Genomic DNA, 25438 nt, shown 5'->3' on the forward strand with positions numbered 1-25438 from the left:
GCCCTACAGACGGGGCCGGGCTTTGATGTTCCCTCGCCCTGGGGCGAGGGGGGCGTTATCAGATCTTACAAGCGCCGCTTTCGCAGCCGTCGTCCTGGATGGATGGCGCCAAATCGTCCTGCGCATCTTCCGCGCCATCACGGGTGTTGTGATAGTACAGAGTTTTTACGCCAAATTTATAGGCGTTGAGCAGGTCTTTGAGCAGCTGCTGCATCGGCACTTTTCCGGACGGGAAGCGCGTCGGGTCGTAGTTGGTGTTGGCCGAAATCGACTGATCGATAAACTTCTGCATAATGCCGACCAGCTGCAGGTAGCCATCGTTGCTCGGCATTTCCCACAGCAGCTCGTAGCTGTTCTGCAGCTTTTCGTAATCCGGAACCACCTGGCGCAGAATGCCGTCTTTCGAAGCTTTGATGCTCACATGGCCGCGCGGTGGTTCAATACCGTTGGTGGCGTTAGAGATCTGCGAAGAGGTCTCTGAAGGCATCAGCGCGGAGAGGGTCGAGTTACGCAGGCCGTGGGTTTTGATCGACTCGCGCAGCTGCTCCCAGTCGTAGTGCAGCGACTCGCCGACGATAGCGTCGAGATCCTTTTTATAGGTATCGATCGGCAGAACGCCCTGAGCATAGGTGGTTTCGTTGAACCACGGGCAGGCGCCCTGTTCGATAGCCAGCTCGTTGGAGGCTTTCAGCAGGTAGTACTGAATAGCTTCAAAGGTTTTGTGCGTCAGGTTGTTGGCGCTGCCGTCGGAGTAGCGTTTGCCGTGTTTTGCCAGATAGTAGGCAAAGTTAATCACGCCGATACCCAGCGTACGACGGCCCATCGCGCCGCGTTTCGCCGCCAGAATCGGGTAGTCCTGGTAGTCGAGCAGCGCATCCAGCGCGCGAACCGCCAGCACCGCCAGACCTTCCAGCTCGTCCAGGCTTTCAATCACGCCGAGGTTGAACGCTGACAGAGTGCACAGGGCGATTTCGCCGTTTTCATCGTTGACGTCGTTCAGCGGCTTGGTCGGCAGAGCGATTTCCAGGCACAGGTTCGACTGGCGAACCGGCGCGACAACCGGGTCGAACGGGCTGTGGGTGTTGCAGTGGTCAACGTTCTGGATGTAGATACGGCCGGTTGAGGCGCGCTCCTGCATCATCAGAGAGAACAGCTCAACCGCTTTGATCCGCTGCTTGCGGATGCTGTCGTCTTTTTCGTATTGGGTATACAGACGCTCAAATTCGTCCTGGTCGGCGAAGAAGGCGTCATACAGGCCCGGGACGTCGGACGGGCTGAACAGGGTGATATCTTCACCTTTCAGCAGGCGGGTGTACATCAGCTTGTTGATCTGTACGCCGTAGTCCATATGACGAACGCGGTTCGCCTCGGTGCCGCGGTTGTTTTTCAGCACCAGCAGGGTTTCAACTTCCAGGTGCCACATCGGATAGAAAAGGGTGGCCGCACCGCCGCGCACGCCGCCCTGTGAACAGGACTTCACCGCGGTCTGGAAGTGCTTATAGAACGGGATACAGCCGGTGTGGAAGGCTTCACCGCCGCGAATCGGGCTACCCAGCGCGCGGATGCGGCCGGCGTTAATGCCGATACCGGCGCGCTGGGAAACGTATTTCACAATCGCGCTGGAGGTGGCGTTGATGGAGTCGAGGCTGTCGCCGCACTCGATCAGCACGCAGGAGCTGAACTGGCGGGTCGGCGTACGCACCCCGGACATGATCGGCGTCGGCAGCGAAATCTTGAAGGTGGATACCGCGTCATAGAAGCGCTTGACGTAGTCCAGACGGGTCTCGCGCGGGTAGTTCGAGAACAGGCACGCGGCGACCAGAATGTAGAGGAACTGGGCGCTTTCATAAATTTCGCCGGTCACGCGGTTCTGCACCAGATACTTACCTTCCAGCTGCTTAACTGCCGCATAGGAGAAGCTCATATCGCGATCGTGCACGATGAACGAGTCCATCTGCTTGAACTCTTCTTCCGTGTAGTCTTCCAGCAGATGAGTATCGTATTTACCCTTGTTGACCATCTTCGTGACGTGATCGAACAGCGCCGGCGGCTCGAACTGGCCGTAGGCCTTTTTACGCAGATGGAAAATCGCCAGACGCGCGGCGAGATACTGGTAATCCGGAGCATCGCGGGAGATAAGATCCGCCGCGGCCTTGATGATAGTTTCGTGAATATCGGCAGTTTTGATGCCGTCGTAGAACTGAATGTGGGAACGCAATTCTACCTGAGAAATCGAAACGTTATTCAGTCCTTCTGCCGCCCAATCCAGTACGCGATGGATTTTGTCGAGATTAATACGCTCGGTTGTACCGTCGCGCTTTGTCACCAGCAGACTCTGATTCATGTGGATTATACCTGTCCGTGAAAGAAAATATCCCCCGCTTATCCACAGAGGGTCGTTGTGACTAACTCTGTGGATAAATACTATATGTAGGGGGTTGTCGATAAAAAGAACGCTATATGGTGAGTATTCTAGTAAGGATTCTTTTGAGTACAAGAGTTGATTTTGACGTTAAATTGAGGTTGCACAAGCGTAATAATAGCCGGGCCCACGTCGCATAAGGCCTGGCGAAGATGTCAATAAACTCAAAAATAAAAATGAAAATTTGATCGAGTGCTGATTTCTTCGGCGCCAGGAAAAATTACGCGGCTTGATGCCGCGCAATCATCATATGAAAAACTGCTGACGTTATGCGTTTTTCGCCGTTGTATGCAACATGTAGTTAACATCAACGCCCGGCGCCAGCTTGAAGGTGTTGGTTAGCGGATTGAAATGCAGGCCGGTAATATGCTGCTCTTTCAGATTTGTCTGATCTACCCAGCCGATCAGCTCGGACGGCTTGATAAACTTCTTCGCGTCATGGGTCCCCTTGGGCACCATCTTCAGCACGTATTCGGCGCCGACTACCGCCATCAGCCACGCTTTGCCGTTGCGGTTGATGGTCGAGAAGAAGACCTGGCCTCCGGGCTTAACCAGCCGCGCGCAGGCGTGGACGACGGACTGCGGGTCGGGAACGTGCTCCAGCATCTCCATACAGGTCACCACGTCGTACTGCTGCGCATGCTTCAACGCGTGCTCTTCGACGGTCTCCTGGACATACTCAACCTGAACGCCGCTTTCCAGCGCGTGCAGCTTCGCCACCTGCAGCGGTTCAAAGCCCATATCCAGCCCGGTCACCGTTGCGCCTTCCCGCGCCATGCTCTCCGCAAGAATGCCGCCGCCGCAGCCGACGTCGAGCACTTTTTTGCCGAACAGGCCGCCGGAGCGCTGCGCAATATAGCCCAGCCGCAGCGGGTTGATGCGATGCAGTGGTTTGAACTCGCCCTCTAAATCCCACCAGCGCGAGGCGACGGCTTCAAATTTAGCGATTTCATTATGATCAACGTTGTGGGCCACCGACGGTTTTTCGGCATTCATGGGCGCTTTTACTCCTTTTCAGTTCAGACCTGCGAGTATATCAGCAGACCGCCATGAATAAACCGTCTATACCCGTCGCCTTTCGCACTGCCTCTTCGTTGGCCGCACGCACTCACCCGAATCACTCACTACGGTGAGCTCATCGGGACTCCTGCGCTTGCCGCCTTGATGCGGTACGAAATTCATTGGGTATGCCCGTCGCCTTTCGCACTGCCTCTTCGTTGGCCGCACGCACTCACCCGAATCACTCACTACGGTGAGCTCATCGGGACTCCTGCGTTTGCCTCCTTGATGTAGTGCGAAATTCATTGGGTATAGGTTTACCGGTATCACCGCGGCTGTGTTATAATTTGCGACCTTTGAATCCGGGATACAGTAGAGGGATAGCGGTTAGATGAGCGACCTTGCGAGAGAAATTACACCGGTCAACATTGAGGAAGAGCTGAAGAGCTCGTATCTGGATTATGCGATGTCGGTCATTGTTGGCCGTGCGCTGCCGGATGTCCGAGATGGACTGAAACCGGTACACCGTCGCGTACTTTACGCCATGAACGTATTGGGCAATGACTGGAACAAAGCCTATAAAAAATCCGCCCGTGTCGTTGGTGACGTAATCGGTAAATATCACCCTCACGGTGATACCGCCGTTTATGACACCATTGTACGTATGGCGCAGCCATTCTCCTTGCGTTATATGCTGGTCGATGGCCAGGGTAACTTCGGTTCTGTCGATGGCGACTCCGCCGCAGCGATGCGTTATACGGAAATCCGTATGTCGAAAATCGCCCACGAGCTGATGGCCGACCTCGAAAAAGAGACGGTTGATTTTGTTGATAACTATGACGGCACGGAGCGCATCCCTGACGTCATGCCAACAAAAATCCCCAACCTGCTGGTAAACGGTTCGTCCGGTATTGCCGTCGGGATGGCGACCAACATTCCGCCGCACAACCTGACGGAAGTGATTAACGGCTGCCTGGCCTATATCGACGATGAGGACATCTCCGTCGAAGGCCTGATGGAACACATTCCAGGCCCAGACTTCCCGACCGCCGCCATTATCAATGGCCGTCGCGGCATCGAGGAAGCCTACCGTACCGGCCGTGGTAAAATTTATATTCGCGCCCGCGCTGAGGTAGAAACCGACGCGAAAACCGGCCGTGAAACCATCATCGTGCATGAAATTCCGTATCAGGTGAACAAGGCTCGCCTGATCGAGAAAATGGCCGAGCTGGTGAAAGAGAAGCGTCTGGAAGGCATCAGCGCGCTGCGCGATGAGTCTGACAAAGACGGCATGCGCATCGTGATTGAGATCAAGCGTGATGCGGTGGGTGAAGTGGTTCTTAATAACCTCTACTCGCTGACTCAGCTGCAGACCTCTTTCGGCATCAATATGGTTGCGCTGCACCACGGCCAGCCGAAGATCATGAACCTGAAAGACATTCTTTCCGCGTTCGTGCGTCACCGCCGTGAAGTGGTCACCCGTCGTACTATTTTCGAGCTGCGTAAAGCCCGCGATCGTGCGCACATCCTTGAAGCCCTGGCGATTGCGCTGGCCAACATCGACCCGATCATCGAGCTCATCCGCCGTGCGCCAACGCCTGCGGAAGCGAAAGCCGGGCTGGTTGCCAGACCCTGGGATCTGGGCAACGTGTCGGCGATGCTGGAACGCGCCGGTGATGATGCCGCGCGTCCGGAGTGGCTGGAGCCAGAGTTCGGCGTGCGTGACGGTCAATACTATCTGACCGAACAGCAGGCTCAGGCGATTCTGGATCTGCGTCTGCAGAAGCTGACCGGCCTTGAGCATGAAAAACTGCTCGACGAATACAAAGAGCTGCTCGAACAGATTGCTGAACTGCTGCATATCCTCGGCAGCGCCGACCGTCTGATGGAAGTGATTCGTGAAGAACTGGAAGCGATGCGCGAACAGTTCGGCGACCAGCGTCGTACCGAAATCACCGCCAACACCGCTGATATCAACATCGAAGATCTGATCAACCAGGAAGATGTGGTGGTCACCCTGTCTCACCAGGGCTATGTGAAGTATCAGCCGCTGACCGACTACGAGGCGCAGCGTCGCGGTGGCAAAGGTAAATCGGCCGCACGCATTAAAGAAGAAGACTTTATCGACCGCCTGCTGGTGGCCAACACCCACGATACGATCCTGCTGTTCTCCAGCCGCGGTCGTCTCTACTGGATGAAGGTTTATCAACTGCCGGAAGCCAGCCGTGGCGCGCGTGGACGTCCAATCGTCAACCTGCTGCCGCTGGAAGCCAATGAACGTATTACCGCCATCCTGCCAGTACGCGAGTACGAAGAGGGCGTGAACGTCTTTATGGCGACCGCGAGCGGTACCGTTAAGAAAACGGCGCTGACCGAATTTAGCCGTCCGCGTTCAGCCGGCATTATCGCCGTGAATCTGAACGAAGGCGACGAGCTGATCGGCGTTGATCTGACGAACGGCGAAGACGAAGCGATGTTGTTCTCTGCTGCCGGTAAAGTGGTGCGCTTTAAAGAGAGCGCAGTACGTGCCATGGGCCGTACCGCGACCGGCGTACGCGGTATCAAGCTGGCGGGTGAAGATAAAGTTGTCTCCCTGATCATTCCGCGCGGCGAAGGTGCGATCCTCACCGTGACCCAGAACGGCTACGGCAAGCGTACTGCGGCGGATGAGTATCCGACCAAGTCCCGCGCTACTCAGGGCGTTATCTCGATCAAAGTGACCGAGCGTAACGGCTCCGTGGTGGGTGCGGTACAGGTGGACGATTGCGATCAGATCATGATGATCACCGATGCGGGCACCCTGGTGCGTACTCGCGTATCGGAAGTGAGCATCGTGGGTCGTAACACTCAGGGCGTGATCCTTATCCGTACTGCGGAAGATGAAAACGTTGTCGGCCTGCAGCGCGTTGCTGAACCGGTTGATGACGAAGAGCTGGATGCCATCGACGGCAGCGTGGCGGAAGGCGATGAGGATATCGCGCCAGAAACCGACGCTGAAGCTGATGATGACATCGCCGAAGATGATGAATAATCTGCGGTAATGTTGCGAAAAGGGCCGGGATATCCCCGGCCCTTTTTATTTGCCCGGCGCGGGTGATCCAGAGAGTATAACGTTGCGACAAAACGTGTTTACCGCTACCTTAACCCCATTCTGTTGAGTCCCTGACGGCCGAGCATCGCCACATTGAAATATCTTGCTTCTTTTCATACCACGCTAAAAGTTTCACGCTACCTGTTCCGGGCGCTGGCGGTCCTGCTGTGGATGCTGATTGCTTTCGTCTCGGTATTTTACATTGTTAATGCGCTGCATGACCGGGAGTCGGAGATCCGCCAGGAGTTTAACCTCAACGCCGATCAGGCGCAGCGCTACATCCAGCGCACGGCGGACGTTATTAAAGAGCTGAAGTATGTTGCCGGCAATCGGCCGGGCGGCGGCCGTGAAGGCGACGCGCCGCCGGTGCAAAATGGCGACATCGCGGTTCCGGACTTCGAACCGCTCTATCCGGATTCAGATTGTGGGGCAATGAGCGGCACCTGGCGCAATTCGCTGCAGTCTCTGGCATGGTTTATGCGCTACTGGCGCGATAATTTCTCCGCGGCTTACGATCTCAACCGTATCTTTTTAATTGGCAGCGATAACCTGTGCATGGCGAACTTTGGCCTGCGCGAGATGCCGCTCGAACGAGACCAGGCGCTGAAGGTGCTGCACCAGCGTATTGAGCAGTATCGCGACGCCCCGCAAAGCGAACGCGGCAGCAATCTGTTCTGGATTAGCCAGGGCGTGCGTCCCGGTGTCGGCTACTTCTACGCGTTGACGCCGGTCTATATAGCTAACCGCCTGCAGGCGATGCTCGGCGTCGAGCAGACCATTCGCATGGAGAGCTTCTTTACGCCGGGCAGCTTGCCGATGAGCGTCACTATCCTTGACGACAACGGCCAGCCGCTCATCTCCCTCGCCGGGCCGGACGCTAAAATCAAGGGTGAAGCCCGCTGGATGCAGGAACGGATCTGGTTCGGCTATACCTCCGGCTTCCGCGAGCTGGCCATGAAGAAGAGCCTGCCGCCATCCTCCCTGAGCATCGTATATTCGGTATCGGTAGACCAGGTCCTCGAGCGCATCCGGATGCTGATCCTCAATGCGATAGTGCTCAATATTCTGACCGGGGTGATGCTTTTCGCCCTCGCGCGAATGTACGAGCGGAGGATCTTTATCCCGGCGGAAAATGACGCCCAGCGCCTCGAGGAGCACGAGCAGTTTAACCGTAAGATCGTGGCCTCGGCGCCGGTGGGGATCTGTATTCTGCGCACCCTCGACGGCACCAATATTCTGAGTAACGAACTGGCGCATAACTACCTCAATATGCTGACCCATGAGGATCGGCAGAGGCTGACGCAGATTATCTGCGGCCAGCAGGTCAATTTTGTCGATGTGCTGACCAGCAATAATACCAATCTGCAAATCAGCTTCGTTCACTCGCGCTACCGCAACGAAAACGTGGCTATCTGCGTGCTGGTAGACGTCAGCGCCCGCGTCAAAATGGAAGAGTCGCTGCAGGAGATGGCGCAGGCTGCAGAGCAGGCCAGCCAGTCGAAATCGATGTTCCTTGCGACGGTGAGCCACGAGCTGCGCACGCCGCTGTACGGCATCATCGGCAACCTCGATCTGCTGCAAACCAAAGAGCTGCCGAAGGGCGTCGATCGTCTGGTCACGGCGATGAACAACTCGTCCAGCCTGCTGCTAAAGATCATCAGCGATATTCTGGATTTCTCGAAAATTGAGTCCGAACAGCTGAAAATCGAGCCGAGCGAGTTCTCGCCTCGCGAGGTGATGAACCATATCTCGGCAAACTATCTGCCGCTGGTGGTGCGCAAGCAGCTCGGGCTGTACTGCTTTATCGAGCCCGACGTTCCGCAGCTGATGTCCGGCGATCCGATGCGTCTGCAGCAGGTCATTTCTAACCTGTTGAGCAATGCCATCAAATTTACCGATACCGGCTGCATCATCCTGCACGTTCAGTGCGCCGGCAACTATCTGCAAATCAGCGTGCGCGATACCGGGGAAGGGATCCCGGCAAAAGAGGTGGTGCGCCTGTTTGACCCGTTCTTCCAGGTCGGTACCGGCGTTCAGCGAAATTTCCAGGGAACGGGTCTCGGGCTGGCGATTTGCGAGAAGCTCATCAGCATGATGGATGGCGATATTGCCGTGGAAACCGAGCCCGGAATGGGCAGCCGCTTTACCATCCGCATTCCGCTGTATGGCGTGCAAAATGGTGCGCCGCTGCTTGCCGATGGCCTGGCGGAAAAATGCTGCTGGCTTGCCGTTCACAACACCGCTCTGACGATGTTTATCACCTCGCTGCTGAATCACCACGGCGTTAAGGTAAAAAACTATGCCGGCGAGGCGCCGGGAGCGGACGATATTTTGCTCACCGATGATGAAGCGCATACCGGCTGGCCCGGGGCGGCGGTGATTATTTTCTGCCGCCGGCATATCGGCATTCCGCAGGAGCGCGCGCCGGGAGAGTGGCTGCATAGCGTCACGACGCCGCATGAGCTGCTGCCGCTGCTGGGACGTATCTTGCGCGTTGACGTGGCCAGCGCCGAACACGGCCCGGCGCTCTCCGTGCCGGAAACGCAGACGGCCAATCATGATGACATGATGATTCTGGTGGTGGACGATCATCCGATCAACCGCCGCCTGCTGGCCGACCAGCTCGGATCGCTGGGCTATCAGTGCGTAACGGCGAACGACGGGATTGATGCGCTGGGCGTCCTGAGCAAGCAGCATATTGATATCGTCCTGAGCGACGTCAACATGCCGAATATGGACGGCTATCGCCTGACGCAGCGTATTCGCGAACTGGGAATGACGCTGCCGGTTATCGGGGTTACCGCCAACGCGCTGGCGGAAGAGAAGCAGCGCTGCCTTGAGTCGGGTATGGACAGCTGTCTGTCTAAACCGGTGACGCTGGATATTATCAAGCAAACCTTGACGCTGTACGCCGCACGGGTGCGTAAGAGCAGGGAATAGGGCGGAGATTTTCGCGGGCGCAGCCTGGCAGTGGCGGGTCGTTTCTCCGGATATGGCGCATGACGGTCGCGCCGTATCCGGGAAGGTGAGCGTTACTCTTTGTCGGTTGCGCTCAGTGAAACGGAAGAGAGGTAGTTCAGCAGGGCAATGTCGTTTTCTACGCCGAGCTTCATCATGGCCGATTTTTTCTGGCTACTGATGGTTTTAATGCTGCGATTGAGCTTTCTGGCAATCTCGGTCACCAGGAAACCTTCGGCAAACAGGCGGAGAACTTCGCTCTCTTTCGGCGACAGGCGCTTGTCGCCATAACCGCTGGCGCTGATTTTTTCCAGCAGGCGCGAAACGCTTTCCGGCGTAAATTTTTTGCCTTTCTGCAGCGCTGCCAGCGCCTTCGGCAGATCGGTCGGCGCGCCCTGTTTCAGCACGATCCCTTCGATATCCAGATCCAGCACCGCGCTAAGGATCGCCGGGTTATTGTTCATGGTCAGAACAATGATCGACAGATCCGGGAAATGGCGCTTAATGTATTTGATCAGCGTGATCCCGTCGCCGTATTTGTCGCCTGGCATGGACAGGTCGGTAATCAGAACATGGGCGTCTAATTTCGGCAGATTATTGATAAGTGCTGTGGAGTCTTCAAACTCGCCGACAACGTTTACCCACTCAATTTGCTCGAGTGACTTACGAATACCGAACAGTACGATCGGATGGTCATCGGCAATAATTACGTTCATAGTATTCATGTATTAGGCTACCTTGCTACAGCAAGCTCTTGACGTAAACGTCAATGTCGCTGATGTATTTTTCTATGCTTTGCGCATCTTTTTCGCGAATCAGATGCTCAAGCGTTTCACATAACTGTCTGCCGGGTATCAGGTTAAGCATAGCAAACGCCCCTTTAAGGCGGTGCGCAGTCTGGGCCAGCGCAGCTAAATCGCTTGTTGCCAGCTCAGTATACAGTCTCTTAACATCATCCGGAACCGTGTCGGCAAATAGCGCATAATAGCCGCTGGCGTGCAGTTCGGCGTTGCTCCCGCTTCCCGGAGGAGAGGGTTGCACGTTTTCTTCCGCCAGCTGCTGTTCAATCAGTTGCAGAATCGCTTCCTGCATGGCCGCGCTGATATTAAAATTGACGCACAGTTGGCCTGGACCTATTTTTCGTATCCCGACCTCATCATCGCTTAAAAGCAAGCCAGAAGCAGTAAGATTAGACGGATTATCCGTTAAAAAGAGATCGTATTCTTGACTTGTCAGCCTCTCATCCGGCGTGATGCAGCTTGCTCCCCAGCTTTCAAGCTGACGCACGACAATCTTTCGGACCTCATTAGCCGTAATATCAAGCAATACCACCACGTCATCCAGCAGATGTTCGCCGGAGTCGCTCTCTTCTTCACCGGCCGGCATTTTGAGGTGCAGGGAGTAGCGGGTGCCCAGAGATTCGCGTGCTTTAATGTTCATCTGGCCGCCGAGCTTGCGCGTCAGCTGGTCGCAGAGCCAAAAGGTGAGCGCATTGGCTTTACCGTACAAGTCGGCCTGGGTATCGTTGAGGAACGGGAAGTGCATATTATCGATTTCGTTTGCCGAAACGCCGTTGCCGGTATCGAGGATGCGAAAGGTCAGACGATCGTCTGCGGATTCGTCCTTGCTCACCTCGAGGGTGATTTTACCGATCTGCGTGGTGGTGACCGCGTACTGAATGAGCAGCAGCAGCGTACGGCGCAGCGCGTCGCGGTCGCCGTAGCGTTGCTCATTTGCCGCCAGGGCATTGTTAATCAGCAGCTGCAGGCCTTTGCGCTTAATCACGGGCAGCACTTCTGGCACCACTTCATCGATCAGCTCCTGAATCGAGAACCGATCCGGCGTGCTCTTCCAGCTATCGCTTTCCAACAGGTTTGCCAGCTGAATTTCGTCAACCAGCTGCACCAGCTCATCCGCGTGCTGCGCCAGCCTGCTGCTTTCGGCAATGCCGAGCGCGGCCGCTTCTTCCGCCAGGCTGCGGGCGGGCTGCTTCAGCGCGGTGCCAATATGCTGCATAAACGCGGTGCGGCCCTGCTGGTTTTTCTCGTACAGGCGCTGGGCCTGCTTGAGCTTTTTACTCACCAGTACTTCCCGATCCTGATCGCGGATGATGAAGATCTGCGTGCGCGGCGCGACCTGGCTGCGGTACTGGCGAATCTCATACAGTTCGTTGTTCACCGTAGCCTGAATCACGCCCTGATGCTGATCCGCCATGTTGGTAATATTTTGCAGGTTGAGATGCGGCAGCAGATGATCGGCGATGGGGTTGCTGATAATCGTGCGGTTAGCTTCCAAATCGTGAACCAGCAGCCCCAGCGGCAGCAGCGAGACAATCTCTTCATTTATTGCCCGCAGCGTACGATGCTCGCCGCTGGCGGCAGAGGAGACGCTCGTCCCGGTCTGACGGCTACGGCCGCTGTAGTGGCGAAAGGTCGTGAAGCCAAACAGGGTCAGCGCCAGTAGGCCGATAATCAGCAGCAGCGGCAGCAGGACGTTCTGCAGCGACTCAATCATCAGGGTACTGAATGGCACCACCCAGATCAGGCGCATCCCGGTGGTATTAATGGCGGTGACAATTTCAATCCGCGTGCCGTTGAAGTTGATGCTGACGTTATCAGACTCTTCTTTATCTGGATTGCCGGTTGCGTTCTGTGACGGGTCAGGCTCAAGGCGGAAGCTGTCCAGGGTCATGCCCGGCGGGATCAAATCGTTAATCGGCAGGTCGAAAGCGACCACGGTGGCCAGATGACCCGGCTGGTTGAAGGTGGTCCGCAGGGTGAAGTAGTGGCCGTTTTGCCATGAAAGCTGGCGCAGCGACGAGAAGGTTTCTCTTTCGTCGAGCGTGTTAGCCTGCAGCAGCATTTCCGCGCGGCGGGACTCCACCACGTTGCTAATCGTCGACTCTTTAAAGCTGGAAGACAGGTCTTTGAGCGGCAGAGTTGAGACCAGAATCAGGCTGTTATCCAGCCCGTTGAGGTAGTACATCGACCAGGGAATGGTCTCTGCGCCCCACAGAATATCGAGATAGTTGGAAATTTTTTGCGTCATTTCCAGCGTTGAGCTGTCATGCGAGCCGAAAATCAGCGCCTCGGTCTTACGCCGCGGCTTTTCCAGATAATAGACATCCTGCTTTAACCGAGTTTCCTGTAAACCCTCGCCGGCGGCGCTGGAAGAGGTGGCGGCAATATTGTCGTAAATTTGCCAGGTGGCATAGCGCCATGCATCGATGCGCTTGTGCAGCGCATGGCTCACGTCGACAACCTGATAGCTTTTCTCTTTTAACCAGGCGTTGACCGCGCTTTGCAGCGTCACGCTCATCGTCGCCAGCAGGACGATGACCATTAAAATGAAGAAACGGGTGATGCTGCCAGGCATCAGGGTGAATTTTTTCTGGGTCATCGTGTAGCAGTGCGACTCATCAATGTTTGTAAGCAGGATGTGCACCAAGGTAACTGGTAGCAGAGTGAATTCGCTAAGCAGTATAAAGGCTAATTTATCAAATCCATACTACAGAATGGCCTTCGGCGCTTTTTTGCTTTGGGATTTATCTTAAAGGAACATTGACAATAAAAATGTACAGCGGAATTGATTCTGTACAGTTATTTACCGATTTCCTGCGCGAAATAGCACAAAATAACAAGAAACTACCCGGATAAGCACTTTCTGATACGCTGAGTGTTTGATTAATAACCGTTATTTTTATCGCGCCTGGCACGGGTATAATTAGAGTTATGTAAAGAAGGGTAAAAAAAACCGGATGCGAAGCATCCGGTCGAAATAGGGGTAAACAGACATTCAGAACTGAATGACGGTAATAAATAAAGTTAATGATGATAGCGGGAGTTATTCTAGTCGCAGGCGACCATTTTGTTTTGTCATTCAGTGCTATACCTGACGCAGCGTGTAACTAACTGATGGTAATTGAAAAAAATTATTTTCTTGATTATTGGTGCTTATTTTACGATTTCTCATCGTTGCGAAAAGTTCCCTTGAATTTACAAATTGAAACATCTTGTGCGCATTTTGAAACACCTTAGAAGTTTTCGTATCATATTCTTGTTGGATTATTCTGCATTTTACAGCACAATGAATATAGCCGACTGATTAGAAGGGTAATCAGTAAGCAGTGGCATAATAAAAGGCATATAACAAACAGAGGGTTAATAACATGAAAGTTAAAGTACTGTCCCTCCTGGTACCGGCTCTGCTGGTAGCAGGCGCAGCAAATGCGGCTGAAATTTATAACAAAGATGGCAACAAATTAGACCTGTACGGCAAAATCGACGGTCTGCACTATTTCTCTGACGACAAGAGCGTAGACGGCGACCAGACCTACATGCGTATTGGCGTGAAAGGCGAAACCCAGATCAACGACCAGCTGACCGGTTACGGCCAGTGGGAATACAACGTTCAGGCGAACAACACTGAAGGCTCCAGCGATCAGGCATGGACTCGTCTGGCATTTGCCGGTCTGAAATTCGGCGACGCGGGCTCTTTCGACTACGGTCGTAACTACGGCGTTGTTTACGACGTAACTTCCTGGACCGACGTTCTGCCGGAATTCGGCGGCGACACCTACGGTTCTGACAACTTCCTGCAGTCCCGTGCTAACGGCGTTGCAACCTACCGTAACTCTGACTTCTTCGGTCTGGTTGACGGCCTGAACTTTGCTCTGCAGTACCAGGGTAAAAACGGCAGCGTCAGCGGTGAAGGCGCGACCAACAACGGTCGTGGCGCTCTGAAACAGAACGGCGACGGTTTCGGTACTTCCGTAACTTACGATATCTTCGACGGTATCAGCGCTGGTTTCGCGTATGCTAACTCCAAGCGTACCGACGATCAGAACCAGCTGCTGCTGGGCGAAGGCGATCACGCTGAAACCTACACCGGCGGTCTGAAATACGACGCGAACAACATCTACCTGGCAACTCAGTACACTCAGACCTACAACGCAACTCGCGCTGGTAGCCTGGGCTTTGCTAACAAAGCACAGAACTTCGAAGTGGCTGCACAGTACCAGTTCGATTTCGGTCTGCGTCCGTCCGTGGCTTACCTGCAGTCTAAAGGTAAGGACCTGAACGGTTACGGCGACCAGGATCTGCTGAAATATGTTGACGTGGGCGCGACCTACTACTTCAACAAAAACATGTCCACCTACGTTGACTACAAAATCAACCTGCTGGACGACAGCAGCTTCACTCGTAACGCCGGTATCTCTACCGACGATATCGTAGCTCTGGGCCTGGTTTACCAGTTCTAAGCGCGCTGAAGTTTTGAAAAAGGCGCCGATGGCGCCTTTTTTTATGCCTCGTTTAAGATGGCTGGTGTACTCTTGCAGCCTTAGCAAGAGGAACCGATTGTATGGATATCACTTTTTTCCGCGCCGCGCTGCTTGGCGTTTGCGTACTCCTTTCCGGCTGTGATTCAGCCACCTCACCTGCAGCGCAAAAGAGTGCCGCGACCGTGCTGGACGGCAAAACCATGGGCACATTCTGGCGGGTCAGCATCATTGACGTTGATCAAGCGAAAGCTCAGGCGCTGCGGCAGAAAATAGAGGCCCAGCTGGACGCCGACGATTGCCTGCTTTCCACCTGGAAAAACGATTCAGCATTGATGCAATTTAACCACGCGACCTCCACCGAGCCGTGGCAGGTCAGCGAAGCGATGGCCGATATCGTCACCCTGTCCCTGCGTATTGGCGCGAAAACGCACGGCGCGATGGATGTTACCGTCGGGCCTTTGGTCAATCTCTGGGGCTTTGGCCCGGATAAGCAGCCGGTAAAAACGCCGGATGCGCAGCAAATTGCCGTGGCAAAAGCGCGCAGTGGGTTACAGCATCTGACGGTCATTAACCAGGCTGACAAGCAGTTTTTGCAAAAAGATATTCCGGATCTGTTTGTCGACCTCTCCACCGTAGGTGAAGGATACGCAGCCGATCACTTAGCGCGCCTGATGGAACAAGAGGGGATCTCGCGCTATCTGGTTTCCGTCGGCGGCGCGCTGGTTAGCCGAGGGATGAACGCCGACGGGCAGCCGTGGCGGGTGGCGATCCAAAAGCCGACCGATCGTGAAAACGCCGTCCAGGCCATCGTCGATATTAACGGCCACGGTATCAGCACCTCCGGCAGCTACCGCAACTATTACGAGCTGGATGGCAAACGGATCTCGCACGTGATCGATCCGCAAACCGGCAGACCGATCGACCATAAACTGGTTTCGGTGACGGTGATTGCGCCGACGGCACTGGAAGCCGACGGCTGGGATACCGGGCTGATGGTCCTCGGTCCGCAAAAGGCGCAGGAGGTGGTGAGAGAGCAGGGCCTGGCCGTCTATATGATTGTCAAAGAGGGGGAGGGGTTTAAAACCTGGATGTCGCCGCAGTTCCGCACCTTCCTGGTTGGCGAAAAGAATTAAACAGCAAGATTTCGGGTTTTATTCGGCGGGCGATGAATCAGACTGGCTATACACTTAAAGCAGGAGCCGATGATGAAACCGATTATTGCTGATACCGATGACCGCCGCTGGCAGGCGGTATGCGATCGTGATGCCCGCGCCGACGGTCAGTTTGTGTTTGCCGTGCTGACCACCGGCGTTTGCTGCCGACCCTCCTGCCGCTCGCGGCGGGCGCTGCGGGAAAACGTCCGTTTTTACCCTGATGTGGCGGCCGCCATCGCCGACGGATTTCGCCCCTGCAAGCGCTGTCAGCCGGACAAAAGCGATCCGCAGCGGCAGAAGGCCGAGAAAGTTGCCAGAGCCTGCCGCCTGCTTGAGCAGGAAGCGCCCATCACCCTCGAGGCGCTGGCCCATGAGCTGGCGGTCAGCCCGTACCACTTCCACCGCTTATTCAAATCCGTCACCGGCATGACGCCGAAGGCCTGGCAGCAGGCGTGGCGCGCGCGGCGTTTACGGGACGCTCTGGCGCAAGGGGAAAAAGTGACCCCGGCGGTGCTGGCCGCAGGCTTTCCCGACGGCAGCAGCTACTATCGTCAGGCCGACGCCGTGCTTGGCATGACCGCCAGCCAGTTTCGCCGTGGCGGCGATGAAACCGATATCGTCTACACGCTCGGCGACTGCGCGATTGGCCGCTGTCTGGTGGCGCAAAGCGAGCGCGGAGTGTGCGCCGTATTGCCCGGAGAAGGTGACGCACCGCTGGACGAGCTGCGCCGCCTGTTTCCTCGCGCCCGGCTTCTGCCCGGTGACGCGCATTTTTCCGCGCGGGTGGCGCAGATTTTTGCCCATATTGACGATAGCCGCCAGACCATAGACCTGCCGTTGGATATTCGCGGCACCGCCTTTCAGCAGAGGGTCTGGCAGGCCCTGCGCCAGATCCCGGCGGGCGAAACGCGTAGCTACCGCCAGGTTGCCGAAAGTATCGGCCAGCCGCGCGCCGTCCGGGCGGTGGCGGGGGCCTGCGCGGCCAACCGGCTGGCTATCGTCATTCCGTGCCACCGGGTGGTCCGCGAAGGCGGGGCGCTGTCCGGCTATCGCTGGGGAACCGCTCGCAAAGCGCAGCTGCTGGACCGGGAAGCACGAACCGAGGAGTCGTAATGCTCGATCTTTTTGCCGATACGCCCCCCTGGCAGGAACCACTGGCGCCCGGGGCCGTCATTCTGCGGCGCTTCGCCCGCCAGCGCGCCCCGGCTCTGCTGCAGGCGCTGCTGGGCGTTGCCGACGTTTCGCCGTTTCGCCAGATGGTCACGCCCGGCGGCTACACCATGTCGGTGGCGATGACTAACTGCGGGCCGCTGGGCTGGACGACCAATATGCACGGCTACCTGTATGCTCCCGGCGATCCGCTAACCGGGCGCGACTGGCCGCCGATGCCGCCGATATTCTCCGAGCTGGCCGCGCAGGCGGCGCTTGCCTGCGGCTACGCGGGCTTTGTGCCCGACGCCTGCTTAATCAACCGCTATCAGCCCGGGGCGAAGCTCTCGCTGCATCAGGATAAGGATGAGCGCGATCTGCGTGCGCCGATCGTTTCCGTATCGCTGGGGCTGCCGGCGGTGTTCCAGTTTGGCGGTCTGCAGCGGAGCGATCCGCTGCGCAGAGTGCTGCTGGAGCACGGGGACGTGGTGGTCTGGGGCGGCGAGTCGCGGCTGTTTTATCACGGTATTCAGCCGTTGAAAGAGGGCGACCATCCGGACACCGGCGCCTGCCGTTACAACCTCACCTTTCGGCTGGCAGGCGATAAAGAATAAAAATAAGAATTATTCTTGATGTCATCGGCGAGCAGTTTACACTGCTGGCTGTTTTGCTTGCCCGGATTGCTGTTATGGAACTTCTTCTTCTTGTTTGGCGCCAGTATCGCTGGCCGTTTATTTCCGTCATTGCCCTGAGCCTGCTCAGCGCGGCGCTAGGGATCGGGCTTATTGCCTTTATCAATCTGCGGCTGATGACCGTTGTCGATACCTCGCTGACGGTGCTGCCGGAGTTTCTCGGCCTGCTGCTGCTACTGATGGCGGTGACGCTGGGCTCACAGCTGGCGCTGACGACCCTTGGGCACCATTTTGTTTTCCGCCTGCGCGGGGAGTTCATTAAGCGCATCCTCGACACCCAAATTGAGCAGGTTGAGAAGATCGGCAGCGCCTCGCTGCTTGCCGGCTTAACCAGCGACGTACGCAGCATTACCATCGCCTTTGTGCGCCTGCCCGAACTGGTGCAGGGCATTATCCTGACCTTTGGTTCCGCCGCCTATCTGGCGTGGCTGTCGGGAAAAATGATGATGGTGACCGCGCTGTGGATGGCGATAACCATCTGGGGCGGATTTATGCTGGTATCACGCGTTTATAAGCATATGGCGACGCTGCGGGAGACCGAAGACAAGCTATACCACGACTATCAGACGGTGCTGGAAGGGCGCAAAGAGCTGACGCTTAATCGCGAGCGCGCCGAATACGTGTTTAATCATCTCTATCTGCCGGACGCACGCGAGTATCGTCACCATATTATCCGCGCCGATACCTTCCACCTCAGCGCGGTAAACTGGTCGAATATTATGATGCTCGGCGCCATTGGCCTGGTGTTCTGGATGGCCAACAGTCTCGGCTGGGCGAATACCGCCGTGGCGGCGACCTACTCTTTGACCCTGTTGTTCCTGCGCACGCCGCTGCTTTCGGCCGTGGGCGCGCTGCCGACGCTGCTCAGCGCCCAGGTTGCCTTCAATAAGCTGCACAAATTCTCCCTGGCGCCGTACCGTGCCGAATTCCCGCAGCCGCAGGCGCATCCGCACTGGCAAACCCTGGAGCTGCGCGACGTCTGCTTCCATTACCCGGACAACAGCTTCGCTGTCGGGCCTGTCAATATGACCCTGAAACGCGGCGAGCTGGTGTTTCTGATCGGCGGCAACGGCAGCGGCAAATCGACGCTGGCGATGCTGCTGACCGGGCTGTATCAGCCGGCTTCCGGTCAGATCCTGCTGGACGGCGAGGCGCTGGCGGTAGACCGGCCGGAAGATTACCGTAAGCTCTTCTCGGCGGTATTTACCGATGTCTGGCTGTTTGACCAGCTGCTGGGGCCGGAGGGGAAAGCGGCCGATCCTGCGCGGGTGAGCCAGTGGATGGAGTACCTGAAAATGACGCATAAGCTGCGGCTGGATAACGGCAGGATCCTCGATCTGAAGCTCTCCAAGGGGCAGAAAAAGCGCGTGGCGCTGCTGCTGGCCCTGGCTGAAGATCGCGATATCATTCTGCTTGATGAGTGGGCGGCGGATCAGGATCCGCACTTCCGCCGCGAGTTTTATCAGGTGCTGCTGCCGCTGATGCAGCAGATGGGTAAAACTATTTTCGCTATCAGCCACGACGATCACTATTTTCAGCATGCCGATCGCCTGCTGGAGATGCGTGCCGGCCAGCTGGCGGAGCTGACGGGCCTGGAGCGCGAGCTGGCGACCCGAGATGCGGTCTCCCGCACAGCCTGAAAGTCGCGCCTGCCGACCCACGGCGGGCGCTATTGCCGATTTTTCCGCCGGACGAACCCGCCGGCGGTTATTATTTCCCCCTCCTCGCGCTATGCTTAGGGCACCTGGCCTGCTGGTCGGCCAACTATTCTCACAAGGATTGCCTGACCGATGTCCGTTTTGCATAAAAAAAGCGCCAGATTGCGCGACGAAGAGCGCGCCCGCCTCATTTGGCTGCTGAGCACTGATAAGGCCGTTACCTCCTCGCTGTTGGGCAAATTAACGCTGGCTGAGCGCTATGACGACGGCACTCTTGCCGACGATCTGGCGGAAGTGGAAGTGCTGGTTTCCCACCTGCCGCCGCCGGATCTTGCCGATGCCCTCGAGGCGCTGCCTTACGACGCGCGTAACGCGCTATGGCGGCTGGTTGCCGACGATAAACGCGGTGAAGTGCTGCTTGAGGCGTCGGAAAGCGTCTGGGGCGACCTCATCGATAAGATGAGCGATCGTGAGCTGCTGTTTACGCTGCAAAACCTGGATATCGATGAGCAGGTCTATATCCTGCAGCATCTGCCGCAGGACCTGACCGCACGCCTGCTGGCGGATCTGCCGGCGGAGAGGCGCGCGCGTATTCGTCAGATGATGCGCTACGCCGACAATACCGTCGGCGCGATCATGGAGTTTGAGGTGATCACCGTTCGCCCGGAGGCGACGCTTGCCGCGGTGCAGCGCTACCTGCGGCGGTTAGGCAAAATGCCGGAAAACACCGATAAGCTGTTTGTCACCACCCGCAACAAGCTGCTGCTTGGCGAGCTGGAGCTGCAGACCATCCTGCTCAACGATGCGCAGAAGCGGGTAGGAGAAGTCATGGAAGGCGATCCGGTGACCTTTCAGCCGCACGAAGAGGCGGAGAAGGTCGCGCGCACCTTTGAACGTGACAACCTGCTGAGCGCCGCGGTGATTGATGCCGACGGCAAGCTGATGGGGCGCCTAACCATCGACGAAATCGTGGACGTGGTTTATGAAGAGACCGATAACGATTTACGTCGAATGGGGGGGTTGAGCAACGATGACGACGTTTTCGCCCCGGTGAGCAAAGCGGTGAAAACGCGCTGGGCGTGGCTGGCGGTGAATTTGTGCACCGCGTTTATCGCCTCCCGCGTTATTGATGGTTTTGAGCATACGATTTCGCAGCTGGTGGCGCTGGCGTCGCTGATGCCGATCGTCGCCGGGATCGGCGGTAATACCGGAAATCAAACCATCACCATGATCGTACGAGCGATGGCGCTGCAGCACATTCAGCCGGGAAGCTTCTCGTTCCTGATCCTGCGTGAAATGGGGGTTGCGGTGATTAACGGGCTGGTGTGGGGCGGGATCATGGGCGCCATAACCTGGTGGCTGTACGACGATCCGCAGCTTGGTGGCGTGATGACGTTGGCAATGATGCTGAACCTGCTGATGGCGGCGATGATGGGCGTTATTATCCCGATGGTGATGGTCAAGCTAGGGCGCGATCCGGCGGTCGGCTCCAGCGTGATGATCACCGCTATCACCGACACCGGTGGATTCTTTATTTTTCTTGGGCTGGCGACGATTTTTCTGATGTAGCCGACGGCCCGCCGCGCAGCCTGCGTGGGATCAGCGCCATCGCCACCAGGCCTGCCAGAACGCCAATTGCCAGATTGCTGGTGCCTACCGTTGCGGCAACGGTCACCAGCATGACCAGCGTTTCCGGCCACGGATTACGCTTCAGCTCGGTCGGACGAAGGCTGTGCCAGCTGAAGGTTTTGGCTGCCACAATGACCATCACTCCGGCCAGTACCGCCATCGGAATTTTTGCCATTACTTCGCTCAACACGGTGACCAGAAGCAGCAGCACCGCGCCGGCGGCGAGGGTGGAGACGCGGCTGCGGCCTTTACCCATTTCAACGTTAACAATGGTCTGACCAATCATAGCGCAGCCGGCGATACCGCCGTAGAACCCGGCAAGAATATTGGCGATGCCCAGCCCGGCGCTCTCGCGCGCTTTGCTGGACGGCGTCTGGGTCAGGTCATCGACTAATTTGGCGGTCAGCAGCGACTCCATCAGGCCGACAAAGGCAATGCTCAGGGCGCAGGGCCAGATAATTTGCAGGGTGTCGAGATTGAGCGGCACCAGCAGGGCGGTGAACCCCGGAAGCCCGCCGCTCATTGAGCCCTCATCGCCGACGGTAGGCAGCAGCTGCCCGGTGGTGACGGTAAACAGGGTTAACACCACGATGGCAATCAGCGGCGCGGGGATTGCTTTAATATAGCGCGGCGCCCAGAGGACAATCAGCAGCGTCAAGACGAACAGGCCGAGGATCAGCGGCTGCTTGCTCCAAAAATGGGGAACCTGGGCGAAAAAGATCAAAATCCCCAGCGCGTTGACGAAGCCGGTCATCACCGCTTGCGGAATAAAGCGCATCAACCGGGCCATGCCGCCCAAGCCAAACAAAATTTGAATAATACCGGCCAAAATGACGGCGGGCAGGATGTAGCCGACGCCGTGTTGATGCACCATCGGTCCAATCACCAGCGCCACCGACCCGGCGGCGGCGGTAACCATTGCGGGCCTGCCGCCGAGTACCGACATCGCCAGACACAGCACAACGGACGCAATCAGGCTGACCTTGGGGTCAACGCCGGCAATCACTGAGAAGGAGATAACCTCCGGAATCAGAGCCAGAGCGGTCAGAACGCCGGCCAGAGCCTCTCGCGTGAGCAGCGACGGCGAACGGAGTACGTGGCGAATAGCGCCTGTTGAAGCGGATGTAGCGTGGTTTGGAGCCTGAGGCATAGGGAGTTCGCAGGTTAGTTTAAGCCGGGACGAGTAAGCCTGAGCTTGCGTGCGGTCTGTCACAAAACGGGGGATGATAGCGCGGTCGCGCCGCTTATACCAGTACAAAATGTGATTTGTGGTACACATTTATTAAACATTTTTATAACAGATCTCAAAACTCAACTTAAATTTTAAACAATATTTAAATTTTTTATCTTCAGTGTTACTTTGATTCCTGATAATCGTGTCACCTGCGCTAAATAAAAAAAGCGAGTAAAGTAAGGCTCAAATTCGATGAAGAAAAAGATGGCCGTACCCAGCTCACCGGCGGTTGGTTCAAATACACCTCGGACCAACACCCGCCATGAGCAAGAGACGGATGTACTGTTGATTGGCGGCGGCATCATGAGCGCCACGTTGGGAACCTGGCTGCAGGAACTGGAGCCGGATTGGTCTATTACCATGGTCGAGCAGATGTCCAGCGTTGCTGAGGAGAGCTCGAACGGCTGGAATAACGCGGGTACCGGGCATGCGGCGCTGATGGAGCTGAACTATACGCCCCAGACCGCCAGCGGGATCAACATCGACAAAGCGGTCGATATCAACGAATCCTTCCATATCTCTCGTCAATTTTGGGCCCACCAGGTCACGCGCGGCATTCTGAGTAAGCCGAAATCATTTATCAACAGCGTACCGCACATGAGCTTTGTGTGGGGCGAAGATAACGTCAACTTCCTGCGCGCGCGCTACGCCGCTCTGCAGCAGAGCGAACTGTTCCGCGGTATTCGCTATTCCGAAGATCATCAGCAGATTAAAGAGTGGGCTCCGCTGGTGATGGAAGGGCGCGATCCGCAGCAAAAGGTCGCCGCGACCCGTACCGAGGTCGGCACCGACGTCAACTACGGCGAAATTACCCGTCAGCTGATTGCCGGCCTGCAGACCCACGCTAACTTCTCCTTACAGCTTGGCACCGTTGTGCGTCGCTTCAAGCGCAACGCCGACAAGAGCTGGACGGTCACCCTGGCGGATGCGAATAACCGTCGCCAGAAGCGGGTGATTAAAGCCAAATTTATCTTTATCGGCGCCGGCGGCGCGGCGCTGACGCTGCTGCAGGAGACCGGTATTCCTCAGGCTAAAGAGTACGCGGGCTTCCCGGTTGGCGGCCAGTTCCTGGTGTGTGAAAACCCGGAAGTGGTTAACCACCACCTGGCAAAAGTCTACGGTCAGGCCGAGGTTGGGGCGCCGCCGATGTCGGTGCCGCATATTGATACGCGTATTATTGACGGTAAGCGAGTGGTGCTGTTTGGACCGTTTGCCACCTTCTCCACCCGTTTCCTGAAAAACGGCTCTTTGTGGGATCTTCTGGCATCGACCAACACCTCAAATATTCTGCCGATGCTCAACGTCGGTTTGGATAATTTCGATCTGGTGAAATACCTGATTAGCCAGGTGATGCAGAAAGATAAAGATCGCCACGAGGCGCTGCGCGAATACTATCCGGAAGCGAATAAAGGCGACTGGCGCCTGTGGCAGGCCGGTCAGCGCGTGCAGATCATTAAGCGCAACGGTAAGAAGGGCGTGCTGCGTCTGGGAACCGAAGTGGTCAGCGATGATGACGGTACCGTTGCGGCGCTGCTGGGCGCCTCGCCCGGCGCCTCGACCGCCGCGCCGATTATGCTGCAGCTGATGGAAACGGTCTTTAAGGATAAGGTTCATTCAGCCGCCTGGCAGGCGAAGCTGAAAACGATCGTTCCCTCCTATGGCCTGCGTCTCGACGGCAATTCCGCGGCAATTGAGCAGGCGCTGGCGTGGACCAGCGAGGTTCTGCAGCTGCGCTATGAGCCGGTTTCGGTCGCGGATAAAGCCCCTCAGGCAGAGCTGAAACCGCTGACGGATAGCAAACCGATAGCGGATATCGCGCTGTAGAAGGCGAAACCGGCGGCCCTGGCCGCCGGTTTCTTATCCTCTGCGGCTAGCGCTCGACGGCATTACCGATAGTTTCGTCTGCTCGCCAGATTCGGTACTTCACTTGTACGTTATCCGGCGTGTAAACCACGACCGGCAGCCTGCTGTTGTAACGCAGCATGCCAGCGTCACCCAGCCCTGCGGTGACAAACTTCTCCACCTTCTTCCCGTCCGGGCAGGCCATCATGGTCGAAACAGGCGACGTCACTTTATCAAAGACGAAATAGTCGTAGCCCCAGCCTTCCAGGGTTTTGCTTTCCAGCTGACCCCCCAGGCGATGGCGGTTGCAGTCGACTTCCAGCGTCTGGCCAATCAGCAGCTCAACTTTATAGGCCGATTCGTCCTGCTGCGGCGGCAGCTGGATCACCTGACGCTTCATGCCTTTCTCCGCTTGCGGATAGGGCGCAATCTTTTCCAGAGGCTGTTCGGCGGCCAGTGCGCTGGTGGAGACACAGGCAACGGTCAGCAGGGAAACAGCAAACGTAGCGATTTTTTTCACGATCGATCATCCTTTGTTATCGTTCTTCAACGCTAAAAGACTATCACTGTTTACGCTATTGGTAAGAGTTATTTACCAATATTTGCATATAAAATAGCGTGATATGCTGCTTTATTGTTTCGGTGTATAGGAATTTACTGAAACTAATCTTAACTAAAGAACTATTATCCACTGGGTTTTATAGGTTTATCGCACCACGCTTTTATTCGTGAAACCAGCATTGATAATCATCAATGAAAAACTTAATTTTCGCATGAAATTATTTCAGTCGCGCCGCGTAATATTCACCGCTTAGAATGATTTACCAGGGAAATTAATTGAAACGGAATTGTTATTAAAATTAGATTATTTATATGAGTGATGAAAGATGAAAGTGAATAAAGTCATGTTGGTCGCGGTACTGGGGATGACGGCAGCCTTAGCGGGCTGTACCTCCGAGGCGCAGCGTTTAGCCAGCTGTGAAGCCAAAGGCGTATCGAAAGATACCTGTTATTTAGCTGAGCAAAATAAACAAGCAGCCCTTAACGCCGCCTATGAGAAACAGGCGATGGAGAACGCTGCCAGCACCGTACAGCACGCACAAGGCGCTAAGGGTAACGTAAAGCACTTTGCGGGGATGGAGATCAAGTCTACGAGTACCGGCATTACCGTTGACGGTAAACCGGCGGCGGTGATTGAGAAGGAGCCTAAGGCAACGGTCTACCAGCAGGGGCTGTACAATTTTATTGTTTATACCAACGGCAAGATAGCGGTGACTGAAAACGGCACTTTCAAAGGCTACGCAAAATAAGAGTATGGTTCGTGCCGCG

General features: G+C 56.2%; 16 protein-coding genes. 10 read left to right on the plus strand and 6 right to left on the minus strand.

Annotated features, from left to right (window positions below):
• Nucleotides 1-58 precede the first annotated feature (58 nt).
• Together nrdA and ubiG are read right to left on the minus strand one after the other, a co-directional pair.
• Entirely contained in the window at nucleotides 59-2344 is a 2286-nt protein-coding gene (gene nrdA, locus GVK32_RS12095) for a class 1a ribonucleoside-diphosphate reductase subunit alpha (RefSeq protein ID WP_159865988.1), read from the minus strand.
• Between the two features lie 345 nt (nucleotides 2345-2689).
• A complete protein-coding gene (gene ubiG, locus GVK32_RS12100; RefSeq protein ID WP_041146530.1) occupies nucleotides 2690-3418 on the minus strand; it encodes a bifunctional 2-polyprenyl-6-hydroxyphenol methylase/3-demethylubiquinol 3-O-methyltransferase UbiG in 729 nt (242 codons plus the stop codon).
• Between the two features lie 394 nt (nucleotides 3419-3812).
• Between ubiG and gyrA the strand changes: the two genes are divergently transcribed.
• Nucleotides 3813-6452, plus strand: a complete 2640-nt coding sequence (gyrA, locus tag GVK32_RS12105; protein WP_041146529.1) for a DNA topoisomerase (ATP-hydrolyzing) subunit A — start codon at nucleotides 3813-3815, stop codon at nucleotides 6450-6452.
• 153 nt (nucleotides 6453-6605) lie between these two features.
• Nucleotides 6606-9452: a two-component system sensor histidine kinase RcsC gene (gene rcsC / locus GVK32_RS12110; RefSeq protein ID WP_159865991.1), complete on the plus strand. Its 2847-nt coding sequence runs from the start codon at nucleotides 6606-6608 to the stop codon at nucleotides 9450-9452.
• A gap of 92 nt (nucleotides 9453-9544) precedes the next feature.
• Here rcsC and rcsB read toward each other — a convergent pair whose 3' ends face one another.
• Together rcsB and rcsD are read right to left on the minus strand one after the other, a co-directional pair.
• Complete coding sequence (gene rcsB, locus GVK32_RS12115) at nucleotides 9545-10195, minus strand: response regulator transcription factor RcsB (protein ID WP_041146527.1); 651 nt, start codon at nucleotides 10193-10195, stop codon at nucleotides 9545-9547.
• A 16-nt stretch (nucleotides 10196-10211) separates the two neighbouring features.
• Nucleotides 10212-12869: a phosphotransferase RcsD gene (gene rcsD / locus GVK32_RS12120; protein ID WP_159865994.1), complete on the minus strand. Its 2658-nt coding sequence runs from the start codon at nucleotides 12867-12869 to the stop codon at nucleotides 10212-10214.
• A gap of 769 nt (nucleotides 12870-13638) precedes the next feature.
• On the opposite strand from rcsD, the gene ompK36 reads away from it, so the two are divergent.
• The 6 genes from ompK36 to mgtE all read left to right on the plus strand — a co-directional run bounded on the left by ompK36 (nucleotide 13639) and on the right by mgtE (nucleotide 20973).
• Nucleotides 13639-14730, plus strand: a complete 1092-nt coding sequence (ompK36, locus tag GVK32_RS12125) for a porin OmpK36 (protein WP_159865996.1) — start codon at nucleotides 13639-13641, stop codon at nucleotides 14728-14730.
• 101 nt (nucleotides 14731-14831) lie between these two features.
• Complete coding sequence (apbE, locus tag GVK32_RS12130) at nucleotides 14832-15884, plus strand: FAD:protein FMN transferase ApbE (protein ID WP_159865999.1); 1053 nt, start codon at nucleotides 14832-14834, stop codon at nucleotides 15882-15884.
• 72 nt (nucleotides 15885-15956) lie between these two features.
• Nucleotides 15957-17018, plus strand: coding sequence for a bifunctional DNA-binding transcriptional regulator/O6-methylguanine-DNA methyltransferase Ada (gene ada / locus GVK32_RS12135; protein WP_159866002.1), 1062 nt, complete (start codon nucleotides 15957-15959; stop codon nucleotides 17016-17018).
• Nucleotides 17018-17668, plus strand: a complete 651-nt coding sequence (gene alkB, locus GVK32_RS12140) for a DNA oxidative demethylase AlkB (RefSeq protein ID WP_123709365.1) — start codon at nucleotides 17018-17020, stop codon at nucleotides 17666-17668. The genes ada and alkB overlap by 1 nt, the downstream gene beginning before the upstream one ends.
• A 74-nt stretch (nucleotides 17669-17742) precedes the next feature.
• Nucleotides 17743-19386, plus strand: a complete 1644-nt coding sequence (locus GVK32_RS12145) for a multidrug ABC transporter permease/ATP-binding protein (protein WP_159866005.1) — start codon at nucleotides 17743-17745, stop codon at nucleotides 19384-19386.
• Between the two features lie 150 nt (nucleotides 19387-19536).
• Nucleotides 19537-20973: a magnesium transporter gene (mgtE, locus tag GVK32_RS12150; protein ID WP_159866008.1), complete on the plus strand. Its 1437-nt coding sequence runs from the start codon at nucleotides 19537-19539 to the stop codon at nucleotides 20971-20973.
• Here mgtE and GVK32_RS12155 read toward each other — a convergent pair.
• Nucleotides 20936-22183, minus strand: coding sequence for a SulP family inorganic anion transporter (locus GVK32_RS12155; RefSeq protein WP_159866011.1), 1248 nt, complete (start codon nucleotides 22181-22183; stop codon nucleotides 20936-20938). The genes mgtE and GVK32_RS12155 overlap by 38 nt on opposite strands.
• Before the next feature lie 276 nt (nucleotides 22184-22459).
• Between GVK32_RS12155 and mqo the strand changes: the two genes are divergently transcribed.
• Nucleotides 22460-24091 carry a malate dehydrogenase (quinone) gene (mqo, locus tag GVK32_RS12160; protein WP_159866014.1) on the plus strand — a complete coding sequence of 544 codons (1632 nt, stop codon included), beginning with the start codon at nucleotides 22460-22462 and terminating at the stop codon, nucleotides 24089-24091.
• A 46-nt stretch (nucleotides 24092-24137) separates the two neighbouring features.
• On the opposite strand, the gene eco is transcribed toward mqo, so the two are convergent.
• Entirely contained in the window at nucleotides 24138-24629 is a 492-nt protein-coding gene (gene eco / locus GVK32_RS12165; protein ID WP_159866017.1) for a serine protease inhibitor ecotin, read from the minus strand.
• A gap of 367 nt (nucleotides 24630-24996) precedes the next feature.
• On the opposite strand from eco, the gene GVK32_RS12170 reads away from it, so the two are divergent.
• Nucleotides 24997-25419, plus strand: a complete 423-nt coding sequence (locus GVK32_RS12170) for a hypothetical protein (RefSeq protein ID WP_159866020.1) — start codon at nucleotides 24997-24999, stop codon at nucleotides 25417-25419.
• The last annotated feature ends 19 nt before the right edge of the window (nucleotides 25420-25438 follow it).

The sequence above is a fragment of the Klebsiella sp. 18074 genome (assembly GCF_902705905.1).
Taxonomy (GTDB): domain Bacteria; phylum Pseudomonadota; class Gammaproteobacteria; order Enterobacterales; family Enterobacteriaceae; genus Klebsiella; species Klebsiella terrigena.

Excerpts from the sequence above, each read along its gene's own strand:
- nrdA (WP_159865988.1), bottom strand. The coding sequence starts at position 2,344 with ATGAATCAGAGTCTGCTGGTGACAAAGCGCGACGGTACAACCGAGCGT.
- ubiG (WP_041146530.1), bottom strand. The coding sequence starts at position 3,418 with ATGAATGCCGAAAAACCGTCGGTGGCCCACAACGTTGATCATAATGAA.
- gyrA (WP_041146529.1), top strand. The coding sequence starts at position 3,813 with ATGAGCGACCTTGCGAGAGAAATTACACCGGTCAACATTGAGGAAGAG.
- rcsB (WP_041146527.1), bottom strand. The coding sequence starts at position 10,195 with ATGAATACTATGAACGTAATTATTGCCGATGACCATCCGATCGTACTG.
- rcsD (WP_159865994.1), bottom strand. The coding sequence starts at position 12,869 with ATGACCCAGAAAAAATTCACCCTGATGCCTGGCAGCATCACCCGTTTC.
- ompK36 (WP_159865996.1), top strand. The coding sequence starts at position 13,639 with ATGAAAGTTAAAGTACTGTCCCTCCTGGTACCGGCTCTGCTGGTAGCA.
- apbE (WP_159865999.1), top strand. The coding sequence starts at position 14,832 with ATGGATATCACTTTTTTCCGCGCCGCGCTGCTTGGCGTTTGCGTACTC.
- ada (WP_159866002.1), top strand. The coding sequence starts at position 15,957 with ATGAAACCGATTATTGCTGATACCGATGACCGCCGCTGGCAGGCGGTA.
- alkB (WP_123709365.1), top strand. The coding sequence starts at position 17,018 with ATGCTCGATCTTTTTGCCGATACGCCCCCCTGGCAGGAACCACTGGCG.
- GVK32_RS12145 (WP_159866005.1), top strand. The coding sequence starts at position 17,743 with ATGGAACTTCTTCTTCTTGTTTGGCGCCAGTATCGCTGGCCGTTTATT.
- mgtE (WP_159866008.1), top strand. The coding sequence starts at position 19,537 with ATGTCCGTTTTGCATAAAAAAAGCGCCAGATTGCGCGACGAAGAGCGC.
- GVK32_RS12155 (WP_159866011.1), bottom strand. The coding sequence starts at position 22,183 with ATGCCTCAGGCTCCAAACCACGCTACATCCGCTTCAACAGGCGCTATT.
- mqo (WP_159866014.1), top strand. The coding sequence starts at position 22,460 with ATGAAGAAAAAGATGGCCGTACCCAGCTCACCGGCGGTTGGTTCAAAT.
- GVK32_RS12170 (WP_159866020.1), top strand. The coding sequence starts at position 24,997 with ATGAAAGTGAATAAAGTCATGTTGGTCGCGGTACTGGGGATGACGGCA.